This window comes from Nocardioides okcheonensis, from assembly GCF_020991065.1.
Classification (GTDB): Bacteria; Actinomycetota; Actinomycetes; order Propionibacteriales; family Nocardioidaceae; genus Nocardioides; species Nocardioides okcheonensis.
This window is the reverse complement of the sequence record NZ_CP087710.1, coordinates 117,933-129,812: the sequence shown is the minus strand read 5'-3', so window position 1 is coordinate 129,812 and position 11,880 is coordinate 117,933. Positions and strand designations below refer to the sequence as shown.

At 74.6% G+C, this 11,880-nt stretch carries 11 protein-coding genes; 2 read left to right on the top strand and 9 right to left on the bottom strand.

Annotation, left to right across the window (positions count from 1 at the left end; translation table 11 throughout):
- Positions 1 to 425: 425 nt before the first annotated feature.
- Entirely contained in the window at positions 426 to 1,448 is a 1,023-nt protein-coding gene (locus tag LN652_RS00585; RefSeq protein WP_230442787.1) for an amino acid ABC transporter ATP-binding/permease protein, read from the top strand.
- Here the strand turns inward: LN652_RS00585 and LN652_RS00580 are convergent.
- The 3 genes from LN652_RS00580 to dapA all read right to left on the bottom strand — a co-directional run bounded on the left by LN652_RS00580 (position 1,408) and on the right by dapA (position 5,871).
- The gene (locus LN652_RS00580) at positions 1,408 to 3,201 is read right to left on the bottom strand and encodes a GAF domain-containing sensor histidine kinase (RefSeq protein ID WP_230442786.1); all 1,794 of its coding nucleotides are present in this window, start codon (positions 3,199 to 3,201) and stop codon (positions 1,408 to 1,410) included. The genes LN652_RS00585 and LN652_RS00580 overlap by 41 nt on opposite strands.
- Before the next feature lie 68 nt (positions 3,202 to 3,269).
- Positions 3,270 to 4,955 carry a ribonuclease J gene (locus tag LN652_RS00575; RefSeq protein ID WP_230442785.1) on the bottom strand — a complete coding sequence of 562 codons (1,686 nt, stop codon included), beginning with the start codon at positions 4,953 to 4,955 and terminating at the stop codon, positions 3,270 to 3,272.
- 25 nt (positions 4,956 to 4,980) lie between these two features.
- Positions 4,981 to 5,871, bottom strand: coding sequence for a 4-hydroxy-tetrahydrodipicolinate synthase (gene dapA / locus LN652_RS00570; protein WP_230442784.1), 891 nt, complete (start codon positions 5,869 to 5,871; stop codon positions 4,981 to 4,983).
- A 183-nt stretch (positions 5,872 to 6,054) separates the two neighbouring features.
- Here dapA and LN652_RS00565 point away from each other — a divergent pair, with 183 nt between their 5' ends.
- Positions 6,055 to 6,855: a nucleotidyltransferase domain-containing protein gene (locus tag LN652_RS00565; protein WP_230442783.1), complete on the top strand. Its 801-nt coding sequence runs from the start codon at positions 6,055 to 6,057 to the stop codon at positions 6,853 to 6,855.
- A 3-nt stretch (positions 6,856 to 6,858) separates the two neighbouring features.
- On the opposite strand, the gene LN652_RS00560 is transcribed toward LN652_RS00565, so the two are convergent.
- The 6 genes from LN652_RS00560 to LN652_RS00535 form a co-directional block, all read right to left on the bottom strand.
- Entirely contained in the window at positions 6,859 to 8,577 is a 1,719-nt protein-coding gene (locus LN652_RS00560; protein WP_230442782.1) for a M12 family metallo-peptidase, read from the bottom strand.
- A 97-nt stretch (positions 8,578 to 8,674) separates the two neighbouring features.
- The gene (locus LN652_RS00555; RefSeq protein ID WP_230442781.1) at positions 8,675 to 9,088 is read right to left on the bottom strand and encodes an NUDIX hydrolase; all 414 of its coding nucleotides are present in this window, start codon (positions 9,086 to 9,088) and stop codon (positions 8,675 to 8,677) included.
- Between the two features lie 247 nt (positions 9,089 to 9,335).
- A complete protein-coding gene (locus LN652_RS00550; protein WP_230442780.1) occupies positions 9,336 to 9,695 on the bottom strand; it encodes a GntR family transcriptional regulator in 360 nt (119 codons plus the stop codon).
- Entirely contained in the window at positions 9,688 to 10,146 is a 459-nt protein-coding gene (locus tag LN652_RS00545) for a dihydrofolate reductase (protein WP_230442779.1), read from the bottom strand. Before LN652_RS00545 ends, LN652_RS00550 begins: the two co-directional genes overlap by 8 nt.
- A 22-nt stretch (positions 10,147 to 10,168) precedes the next feature.
- The gene (locus LN652_RS00540; RefSeq protein WP_230442778.1) at positions 10,169 to 10,978 is read right to left on the bottom strand and encodes a thymidylate synthase; all 810 of its coding nucleotides are present in this window, start codon (positions 10,976 to 10,978) and stop codon (positions 10,169 to 10,171) included.
- A 20-nt stretch (positions 10,979 to 10,998) separates the two neighbouring features.
- On the bottom strand, positions 10,999 to 11,778 hold the full coding sequence (locus LN652_RS00535) for a class I SAM-dependent methyltransferase (RefSeq protein WP_230442777.1): 780 nt from the start codon (positions 11,776 to 11,778) through the stop codon (positions 10,999 to 11,001).
- Between the last annotated feature and the right edge of the window lie 102 nt (positions 11,779 to 11,880).

The window sequence follows — 11,880 nt, the reverse complement described above, 5'->3', positions numbered from 1 at the left end:
GCGCGGCCCGTGCTGCGCCACGCCGAGCGGGTCCTGAGCCACGACGTCGTGCTCCGCGAGCTGGCCGAGCGACGCGCCCGGGTCTTCGCCGACCTGGTGCCGTTGGTCCCCGGTCGCCTCGGCCCTCGTCGCGGCGACCTGCTCACCCGGGTGGTCGACGACGTCGACGCCCTGCTCGACGAGCGGCTGCGGGTGCGCCAGCCGGTCGCCACGACCCTCCTCGTGGCTGGTGGCGCGACGCTCCTCACGGGGGCGGTGCACCCGGCGGCCGGCGCGGTCGTGCTGGCCGTCTCCGCCACCGGCGCGGTGTCCTTCCTGCTCGCGCGCCGGGCGGCGGCCGGCGCCGAGGACGAGGTGGTCACCCGGCGGGCGGCGCTCGGGACCCGCGTGGAGGAGGTCGCCCACGGCCTGCGCGACCTCGAGCAGTGGGGCGCCACCGACCGTGCGCTCGCCGCGGTGCGCGCGAGGCCGACGCCCTCGCCGGGGCCGTACGCCGCTCGGCCCGCGCGGTCGCCGCCGGCACCGCGCTCACCACGGCCGGCGGCACGTCGGCGTCGCGCCGGAGCGTGTCGCCCGCGATGCTCGCGCTCCTGCTGCTCGTGCCGCTCGCCCTCGCCGACGTCACCGGCGGGCTGGCCGACGCGGGTGCGCTGTCGGTGCGCTCCCGGGCCGCGCAGCGACGGCTCGACGCCCTACGCGCCACCCCGCCCGCCGTCACCGACCCGCCCGCCCCCGCCGACCTCCCGGCGGGCCACGCCGTCGCGCTGGAGCGTGCGGTCCTCGGCTGGGACGGGCACCCGGTCCTCGACCTCGGCGACCTCACCCTGCGAGCGGGCGAGCACGTCGGCGTCACCGGCCCGTCGGGGTCCGGGAAGTCGACGCTCGCGGCCACCCTGGTCCGGTTCGTCGACCCGGTGGCCGGACGCGTGCTGCTCGGCGGGACCGACCTGCGCGACCTCGCCCTCGACGACGTCCGGGGCCGGGTCGGCCTGGTCGACGACGACCCGCACGTGTTCGCCTCGACGGTCGTCGAGAACGTACGCCTGGCCCGCCCGGGCGCGTCCGACGCCGAGGTGCGCGACGCGCTCGCCAGGGCCCACCTCGGGGCGTGGGTGGACGCGCTGCCGGACGGCGTCCACACCCACGTGGGCGCCGGGTCGCGCGAGGTGTCCGGTGGCGAGCGGGCCCGCCTGGCCCTGGCCCGCTCGCTGCTGGCCGACCCGCCCGTGCTGGTGCTCGACGAGCCCACCGCCCACCTCGACGGGCCGACCGCCCGCGCGGTGGCGACGTCGATGCTGGACGCCGCGGCGCGGGCCGGGCGCTCGGTCGTGTGGATCACCCACGGGACCGTCGGCCTCGAGGCGATGGACCGGGTCGTGCGGGTGGGCGGCGCCGAGGCGCGGCCGGTCAGTCCGCCGCGTCCCGTGCGGTCCGCAGCGGGAGGGTGAACCGGAACGTGCTGCCCCGGCCGAGCTCGGAGGTCAGGCCCAGCGTGCCGCCGTGGGACTCCGCGATCCGCTCGGCGATCGGCAGCCCGAGCCCGGTGCCCGGGATGGACAGGGCGTTGGGGTTGGTGGAGCGGTGGAACGCCGAGAAGACGTGCTGCTGGTCGGCCGGCGAGATGCCGATCCCCGTGTCGGTGACGTCGACGCACACCTCGTCGTCGGACACCGTCATCCGCACGTCGACGGTGCCGCCCTCGAGGGTGTACTTCACGGCGTTGTCGACCATGTTGTCCACCACGCGCGCGAGCTCCTCGGGGTCGCCGAAGACGACGACGGGGCCCGGCGCGTCGGTCGTGAACGACAGCGCGACGCCCGCCTGGTCGGCGCGGATGGAGAGCAGGTCGACACTGGCCTCGCACAGCTCGGCGAGGTCGACGGCGCGGCGCACCGTCTCGCGCCGACCCTGCACCCGCGAGTAGTGCAGCAGGTTGGCGACGAGGTGGGCGAGCCGCTGGGCGTTGCGGATGATCGCGTCGATCGAGCTGAGGTCGGGGTAGCGGTCGGCGACCAGCTCGGCGTGGCCGAGGATCGCGGTCAGCGGGGTCTTCAGCTCGTGGGAGATGGTGGCGATCAGCTCGCTGCGGTAGCGCGCCAGCTCGCGCAGCTCCTGCACCAGCCGCTGCTCGGTCTCCAGCACCCGCGAGGCCCGCACGATCTGGCCGAGCAGCCGGCCGACCTCCAGCAGCGCGTCCGACTCCCCGGCGCTGAGCGACCGGACGGGCTCGGCGAAGCACACCACGGCGTAGCCGAGCAGGTCGTCCTGCGACACGAACGGGCAGATCACCGCGCGCCGGGCGCCGACGGTCCGCAGCACCTCCTGCAGCGACTTGCGGCTGGCCGGCAGCAGGGTGGAGGCGACGTCGTCGACGCCGAGCTCGAGCAGCCCGGGCGGCTGGGCCAGCACCACCTGGCTGAGCAGGTCGACGCGCAGCTCCGGCACCTCGTGCCCGGGCTCGAACGCCCGCGGCGTCCCGGCGCCGAGCTCGCGGCCCTGGGCGTCGCTGGGGAACGTGCGGACCCACACCTGCGCGGTGTGCAGGCACTCGTCGATCGCGGCGACGGCCGCGGTGAGCGCCTGGCCGAGGCCGGGCTGGGTGGCGGCGCCGGCGACCGAGGTCAGCATCCGGTCGAGCCGCACCCGCTCGGTGAGCCGCTCGCGCTCGCGGGCGTTGGACAGCGCGACGCCCGCCTGGACGACGAACATCTCGAGCAGCTCGCGGTCGGCCTCGCTCGGCATCCGGTTGTCGCGCGGGAGGTCGACCGCCATGTTGCCGAGCAGCTCGCCGCTGGCGGAGTAGAGCGGTGCGTAGAGCGCGTGCTGCGGGTGCCAGGCCTCGGGGTCGTCGTCGGGGGCGTCGAGGTCGGGGATCCACGCGGCGCGCAGCCGCTCCTCCGACATCCGCCCGGCGGGGACGAAGCGCAGGATGCCCCAGCGGTCGGCCTGGCGGAACTCGTCGAGGATCTGGTCCGCCGGGGTGCGCCGGTCGAGGATCTCGCGCACGACGTCGGCCGGCCCGGCGACGTTGGTCATCACGAGGGTGTCGCCGTCGAGGCGCGCGATCGCGGCCACGCCGTAGCCGAGCACGTCGACCACGCCGTGCGCGATCTCCTCGAGGATCACCTCGGTGTCGGTCGAGGAGTTGACGCGCCGCATGAGCTCGGCGAGCCGGCTCAGCGCACCCTCCCTGTGCGGCACGACTTCCTCCCTGACCACGCTGCGTTCCCCCACCACTCCCCGGCCGACCTCGAGGATCGTAGGCCGGGTCAGGCCTCGATCACCACAGGGATGATCATGGGCCTGCGACGGTGCGCACGGTTGACCCATCGGCCCACGACACGCCGGACAGTCTGCTGGAGCTGGTGCGCGTCGGTCGTGCCGTCGGCGATCGCGGCGTCGATCGCGTCGATGATCGGCTGCCGGATCTCCTCGAACGTGGTCTCGTCCTCGGCGAAGCCGCGGGCGTGGATCTCCGGCCCGGAGACCACCTTGCCGGTCACCGAGTCGACCACGACGATGACGGAGAGGAAGCCCTCCTCGCCGAGGATCCGGCGGTCCTTCATCGAGGCCTCGGAGACGTCGCCGATGGTGGTGCCGTCGACGAAGACGTAGCCGACCTCGACCTTGCCGGCGATCCGGGCGACGCCGTCGACGAGGTCGACCACGACGCCGTCCTCGGCCAGCACGACGTTCTCCACCCCGGTGGCGCGGGCGAGGTCGGCGTTGGCGCGCATGTGGCGGACCTCGCCGTGGACCGGCATCACGTTGCGCGGCTTGACGATGTTGTAGCAGTAGAGCAGCTCGCCGGCGCTGGCGTGGCCGGAGACGTGCACGAGCGAGTTGCCCTTGTGGACGACGTTGGCGCCGAGGCGCGACAGGCCGTTGATCACGCGGTAGACGGCGTTCTCGTTGCCCGGGATCAGCGAGCTGGCCAGGACGACGGTGTCGCCCGGCTCGAGGTGGACGAAGTGGTGGTTGCTCTGCGACATCCGGCTCAGTGCGGCGAGCGGCTCGCCCTGCGACCCGGTCGAGATCAGCACCTGCTTGTGCGGCGGCAGGTCGGCGAGGTCCTTGGCCTCGACCATCACGCCGGGCGGGACGGTGAGGTAGCCGAGCTCCTGCGCGATCGCCATGTTGCGGACCATGGAGCGGCCGACGTAGCCGACCTTGCGGCCGTGGGCCACGGCCGCGTCGAGGACCTGCTGGACGCGGTGCACGTGGGAGGCGAAGCACGCGACGATGATGCGCTTCTCGCTCTTGGCGAAGACCCGGTCGAGGACCGGCGCGATGTCCTTCTCCGAGGTGGTGAAGCCGGGCACCTCGGCGTTGGTGGAGTCGGTGAGGAACAGGTCGACGCCCTCGTCGCCGAGGCGGGCGAACTCGTTGAGGTCGGTGATCCGCCCGTCGAGCGGGAGCTGGTCCATCTTGAAGTCGCCGGTGTGCAGCACGACGCCGGCGCCGGTGCGGATGACGACCGCCAGCGCGTCGGGGATCGAGTGGTTGACGGCGACGAACTCCAGCACGAACGGGCCGAAGGTGATCGTCTGGCCCTCGGCGACCTCGTACTGCGCGGTCTCCTTGAGGCGGTGCTCGCGCAGCTTGGAGCCGAGCAGCGCCAGGGTGAGGCGGGACCCGACCAGCGGGATGTCGCCGCGCTCGCGCAGGAGGTACGGCGTGGCGCCGATGTGGTCCTCGTGGCCGTGGGTGAGCACCAGCGCCTCGACGGCGTCGAGGCGGTCCCGGATCGGCTCGAAGTCGGGGAGGATCAGGTCGACGCCGGGGTGGTGGTCCTCGGGGAACAGCACGCCGCAGTCGACCAGCAGCAGCCGGCCGCCGTACTCGAACGCGGTCATGTTGCGCCCGACCTCGCCGAGGCCGCCGAGCGGGATGACCCGCAGGCCGCCGTCGACGAGGGGGGCGGGCGCGCTCAGGTCGGGGTGGGGATGGCTCAAGGGAATCCTTCGTTCGGGGTGTGGTTCAGATCAGGCCGGCGGCGGCGAGGCCGGCGCGCAGCGCCGCCACCTCGTCGTCGTCCAGGGCGACCAGAGGGCCGCGGACGCGGCGGTTGTCGAGCACGCCGAGCAGCTCGAGGGCTGCCTTCGCGGTCGTGGCTCCGTAGTTGGGGACGCCCATCACGGCGTCGAAGGCGGGCACCAGCGAGGTGTGGACCCGCAGCGCCTCGGCGTGGTCGCCGCGCACCCACGCGTCGATCATCGACGCGAGCCGGTCGCCGGCGGCGTGGGCGACCACGGAGACCAGGCCGACGCCGCCGTAGGCGAGGTAGCCGAGGGTGTTGGCGTCGTCGCCGGAGTAGACCGCGTAGCCCATGTCGACGAGCTGGGCGGTGCGGGCGAGCAGGCCGGAGGCCTCCTTGACCGCGGTCACGTGGTCGTAGCGCCGCATCGCGGCGTAGGTGTCGAGCTCGATCAGCGTCGCGGTGCGACCGGGCACGTCGTAGAGCATGACCGGCAGGTCGGTGGCCTCGACGACCGACGAGAAGTGGTGGCGCAGCCCGACCTGGCCGGGCTTGTTGTAGTACGGGCTGACCAGCAGCACGCCGTCGGCGCCGGTCTTCTCGGCCTGACGGGCCAGCTCGACGGAGTGGGCGGTGGAGTTGGTGCCCACGCCGGCGACGACCACGGCGCGGTCGCCGACCGCGTCCTTGACCGCCCGCAGGACGTCGCCGTCCTCGGCCACCGACGTCGTCGGGCTCTCGCCGGTCGTCCCGCTCACCACCACGCCGTCGTTGCCGTGGTCGACCAGGTGGACGGCGATCCGCGCGGTGGCCTCGAGGTCGACGGTGCCGTCCTCGTGGAACGCGGTGGCCATCGCGGTCAGCAGGCGACCGAACGGGACGTTGGAGCTCATGGACCGAAGGTTATCGCTCCTGCTCCCCCGGAGCGTCGGCGGCGAGCCGCGTGCTCGTGTCGGGGCCTCGACGACGCCCGGCGCCGGGCCGACCGCGGCGCGGCGAAACCGATGGAGATGCGGGGCCGGAACGTGGCAGGGTGGCGGCCCTCCCGCCCAAGCCGTCCCCCTGACAGGAGCAGCGTGCCCGACCTCGACCTCGACCTGCCCGACTGGCTCACCCCTGCCCAGTGCGCCACGCTCCGGGAGCTGGCCGAGCGCAACCACGCCGCGCACGGCGACGGGCTGCTCGGCCTGGTGCTCAGCGGGTCCGCGGGCCGCGACTACGCCACCGAGCGCTCCGACGTCGACGTCTCCGTGGTCCTCACCGACGAGGCGGCCGCCGGCCGGTCGACCGTCCACTCCCCCGAGGTCGACGAGGCGGTCGACGCGTGGTCCGAGCTGACGACCGTGCCGCCGTTCGGCTCCGAGGGCTGGTGGTTCCGGTGGTCCTACGCCTGGGCGCCGGTGCTGCTCGACCGCACCGGCGGCGAGCTCACGCGGGCGGTGCGGCGCCAGGCGACCCTCACGCCCGAGGAGGCGGACGCGGTGCTGCTCGACCACGACCGGCTCGACGGCTGGGTCAACTTCGCCTACCGCGCCCTCAAGAACGACCGTGACGGGCGCCCGCTGGAGGCCCGGCTCGACGCGGCCGAGTCGGTGGCGTGGCTGCTCGACGTGGTGTTCGCGTTCGCCGGCCGGGTGCGGCCCTACAACAAGTACCTGCCCTGGGAGCTGCGCACCCACCCGCTCGACGGGTGGGACGCCGACGGGCTGGGGCTGCTCGGTCTCGTGCAGCGCCTGCTCGACGGCGACGTCTCCGCGCTGCGCGAGGCCCTCCCCCGCGTCCGGGCGGCCTGCGCGGCGCACGACGCGCGGCGTGGCCACACCCGCACGTCCTCGATGGTCGACCACTGGGGTGCCGAGCTCGACCTGTTCCGGTGAGGGTCAGCGGACCCTGATCCGGAAGCGGTGCCGCAGCGTCGCGCCGTCCTCGCCGGTGAGCTCCACGGTGACCCGGCGCACGCCCGGGGCGGGGAGCCGACCGCTGACCACGACGCGCGTGCCCCGCACGCGCCACCGCAGGCCCGCCGGGAGCCGCCACCCGACCCGCGCCTCGACGACCGGGCCGGAGAACTCGATCGCGGCGCGGTAGCGCGCCCCTGCGCGGGCCGCGGGCAGGCGCCGGGTCACGAACGCGAGCGGCGCCGCCCTCCCGCCGGGCGTCACCGGGCTGGCGGCCGGCGGCACGGTGGGCGTCGGGGTGGGCGTCGGGATGGGTGTCGGTGTGGCGGTGGAGGTGGGCGTCGGGACGCCGGGGCCGGCGGCGGTGGTGAGCGTCACCGCGTACGCGCCGAGCGAGCCGTAGTCGCTGTAGCCGCCCGGGGACGCCGGGTCGCCGTGCGAGGTGCCGTCGACGACCGCGGTGTAGGTCGCGGCGGTGGCGGGGAGGTCAGCGGTCCAGGTCGCGTCGAGCGAGGCGTCGGAGGCGCTCACGGCACTGGGGTCGACCGCTGCCACGACCTGCCCCTGGGCGTCGAGGACGGTGAGCAGCACGTCGAGGTCCGAGACGCCGGGTGGGCCGGCGACCGCGAGGGTCGTCGGACCGGCGGCGGTGAAGGTGAACGCGTCGGTGTCGGCGCGCGAGGTGACCAGGCCCGCGACCGGGACGCCCGGGGCGAGCGGGGTCGCCGCGGCGGGGCCGCCGTGGTCGTCGGCGAGGGTGGGCGCGACGGCGGCCAGGACGGCGACGTCGTCCTGGGCGTTGTTCGCCCCGGCGTACTCGCCCCGCGACCACTGCGAGGCCCGGCGGCCGTAGGAGGCGCCCATGATCGGCGCCCAGCCGTTGGCCCCGGAGTAGTAGGCGGAGGTGGCGGTGCCGTCGTGCCCGAGGCCGAACGTGTGCCCGGCCTCGTGGCTGATGACCTGGCCGACGTTGTAGCCGCCGGTCCCCGACCCGTTGGTGAAGACCCAGCCCGGCTGGTAGGGACGGTTGTCCACGGCGTCGAACACCCCGACGTAGGCCTTGCCGCCGCACGAGCAGCCGGCCCCGACCGCGTTGGTGGGGGTGACGACGACTGCCATCCCGTAGGTCGGGTCCGTCCTGCTCGTGCGCGTGAGCGCGTCGGCGCCCGGGACCTGCGTCGTGACGTTGACGTCGAAGGGCGCGAAGTCCTCCGCGACGCTGCGCCACGCGAGGTGGATCTGCTCCCGCTCGAGGGTGGAGAACGTGGTCGGGTCGGCGTCGATCGAGTACGCCGCCGACTCGATCGTCGCGCCGGACTGCCACGCCGTGCCCGTGTAGGTGGAGCCGTCGAAGTCGAGGTAGAGGGTGCGCGGCGAGGAGGGACGCGACGACAGGGCGAAGACGTCGTCGGGCACGGTCACGCCCGCCGGGTGGTCCGCCACGACCCGCTGTGCTGCGGGGACGGCCCGGTCGACGACGTAGAGCTGCCCGCACTCGTCGATCCGGAAGGTGCCGTCGTCGGCGTGCTGCTCCAGGGTCGCGCGGTCGGGGGCGACCGACCGGCCGGCGCTGCTGCACGGCGCCGTGCGTGCCTCGGAGGTCGGGGCGCCCGCGAGTGCGCCGAGCGCCAGGGCGCCGCCGAGCGCCGCCGCCACGAGGGCGCGGGCGGGACGGGCGGGCTGGAGCAGGCGGGCAGGCACGGGGTTCCTCGCGACGGGGGTTCTGGCCGGGGACGGTCAGGCCCTTCCTATCGGCCGGAAATCCACGTCCTGAGCACCGAGCGTCAACGCGCGGCCCTCAGCCGCCGAGCGTGCTCCGGATCACCGGGAGGACGTGGTGCTCGAGCATCGGGGCGAGGTCGTCGGGGTGGTCGGCGAGCGGCGTCCAGCGCACCTCGGCGATCTCCGCCGACGCCACGGGCTCGGCGTCGGTCTCGATCCAGAAGACGGTCGAGTGCAGCGTGTGGCCCGGCTCGTTCGCGGCCTCGGAGAGGAACTCGCCGAGCAGCGTGGCCTCCTCGACCCGGACGCCGACCTCCTCGAGGGTCTCGCGCAGCGCGGCGTCGCGTGGGCTCTCGCCCGGCTCGAGCTTGCCGCCGACCAGCATGAAGCGCTCCGTGCCGCGCTTGCGCACGGTGAGGACGTGGCCGTCGCGCACCAGCGCCACGGCGGCGACCACGATGTGTCGGTCGTCCGGTGCGGCGTCGGGCATGGTCCGAGCCTCCCACGCCCCGTCCGCGCAGCACGCAGCCACCCTGACCGGGGCTTACCCGGCGGGTGGCTGCGTGGTCACGCTCGCTGGCCCGTCAGCCGCCTCTCGGCGAACGGCCGCTCGTAGCGGCGAATGGTGAGGCCCGGGGGCATGATGCGGAACCAGCTGTCAGGGTCCAACGAGGTCGCCGCGGCGATCATTCCCGCCGGCACGTGGTCCCCCTCACGTCGGCGCGGGCTCCCGCCGGTCAGGGGTCGAGGGCGCGGCGGACGGCGGCGAGGGCCGCGGCGTCGTCGAGCCCGAGGGACCGGACGGTGGCGACGTAGGCGGCCGCGGCCTCGCGCGCCGAGCGCTCGACGCCGCGGCCCGTGACGAAGGTGCCGGCGCGACCGCGGGTCTCGACGACGCCGAGCGCCTCGAGCTCCTTGTAGGCGCGGGCGACGGTGTTGGCCGCGAGGCCCAGCGAGGTCGCGAGCGCGCGGACCGGCGGCAGCCGGTGCCCCGGGGCGAGGGTGCCGTCGGTGACCTGCGCGCGGATCCCCTCGCGCACCTGCTCGTACGGCGCGACGGCGCCGTCGTGGTCGACGACCAGGTCGAGGTCAGGCACGTTCCCACCAGACCCACGTGCACCCCGGCCCGGCCTCGCGGCGGGTCTCGCGCCACGCGGCGGGGTCGACCTCGGGGTAGAACGCGTCACCGGGCACGTCGAGGTGCACCTCGGTCAGCACCTGGTGGGTCAGCAGCGGCATCGCCTCGGCGTAGACCTGCGCTCCCCCGGCGACCACGACGTCGGCGTCCGGGTCGGTCATCGCCATCGCCTCCTCCAGGGAGTGGGCGACGTCGACGCCGTCGACCGCCCAGTCGCGGTTGCGGGTCACGACGATCGTGCGGCGCCCCGGCAGGGGGCGTCCGATCGAGTCGTAGGTGAGCCGGCCCATGACCATGGTCAGGCCCATCGTCTCGCGCTTGAAGTGGGCGAAGTCCTCCGGGATGTGCCACGGGATGCGGCCGTGGTCGCCGATCACCCGGTTGCGGGCGTACGCGGCGACGGCGACCACGCGGCGCCCGGCGTCGTCCCCCTCACACGGCAATGGGGGCCTTGATGACGGGGTGCGGGTCGTAGCCCTCGACGGCGATGTCGTCGAGCTCGAAGCCGTCGATCTCGGTCACGCTCGGGTCGAGCACCAGGCGCGGCAGCGGGCGGGGCTCGCGGGTCAGCTGGAGGCGGGCCTGCTCGACGTGGTTGAGGTAGAGGTGGGCGTCGCCCAGGGTGTGCACGAAGTCGCCGACCTCGAGGCCCGTGACCTGGGCGACCATGTGGGTCAGCAGGGCGTAGGAGGCGATGTTGAACGGCACGCCGAGGAACGTGTCGGCCGAGCGCTGGTAGAGCTGGCAGCTCAGCCGGCCGGGCCCGTCCGGCTGCGGGGCGACGTAGAACTGGAAGAGGGTGTGGCACGGCGGCAGCGCCATGTCGTCGACGTCGGCGACGTTCCACGCCGAGACGATGTGGCGGCGCGAGTCGGGGTTGGTCCGGATCGCCTCGACGACACGCGCGAGCTGGTCGACGTGGCGGCCGTCGGGCGTGGGCCACGAGCGCCACTGGTGGCCGTAGACCGGGCCGAGGTCGCCGCTCTCGTCGGCCCACTCGTCCCAGATCGTGATCCCGCGGTCCTGGAGCCACGTCACGTTGGTGTCGCCGCGCAGGAACCACAGCAGCTCGCCGAAGACCGAGCGGGTGTGCACCTTCTTCGTGGTCACGAGCGGGAAGCCCTCGGAGAGGTCGAAGCGCATCTGGTGGCCGAAGACGCTCAGCGTCCCGGTGCCGGTGCGGTCGGTCTTCTCCACGCCCTCGTCGAGGATCCGCTGGAGCAGGTCGAGGTAGGCGCGCACGGGAGGACTCTACGGCCTCGCTAGGCCCTGGGGACTCGCGCCTCGACGAAGGCGGCCGTCGCGGGGAACCGCAGCAGCCCGTCCTCGAGCAGCGGCTCGCAGAGCCGGTCGAGCTCGACCCGCATCCGCGTCCGGACCTCCGGCGTCTGGGCGGCCCACGCGATGCCGAGACCAGCCACACCGCCGGTGGGCGCGGCCCAGAAGTCGTCGGGGTCGACGTGCCAGACCCAGTCGACCGTGCGGGCCTCGCTCACGCGGGCGCCGGCCTCGGCCAGCAGCAGGGAGGCACCGGCGGCGCTGCGCTCGAAGTCCGCCGTCGGGTCGAGCCGCGGGAGGACCGGCTCGACAGCCCCGCTGGCCTCGAGCACGTCACGGAACAGCTGCCCCTGCGCCGAGGGCGCCGAGGTCCAGATCGTCGCGCGGACGACACCGCCGGGAGCGGCGACCCGGACCAGCTCGCGCGCGCCGGCCCGCGGGTCGTCGACGTGGTTGAGCACGAAGTTGGCGGTCACGACGTCGAAGCCGTCGTCAGCGAGCGGGAGGTCCGGCAGCCCGCCCACGATGACCTCGTCACGGAGCAGGTCACCGGCCAGGGCCGCCATCTCCGGGTCCGGCTCGAGCGCGACCGCGTCGTGGCCGCGGCGACGCGCCTCGGCGACCAGGACACCCGTGCCGCAGCCGACGTCCAGCAGCCGGGCGCCCGACGGCAGCCCGTCGAGCATGGTCGGCACCGCACCGGCGCACAGTCCCGCGAAGCTCCGGGCATACGCCCCCGCCACGCCCGTCCAGACCCCCGTCACGGTCGACGACCCTACCGGCGCGACGGCCTGTCACGCGGTGGGTCACGTCCCGCGCGCCGGCGAGCGCCGTCCTGACACGGTCCGTGTCGTGTCTCGCGGCCC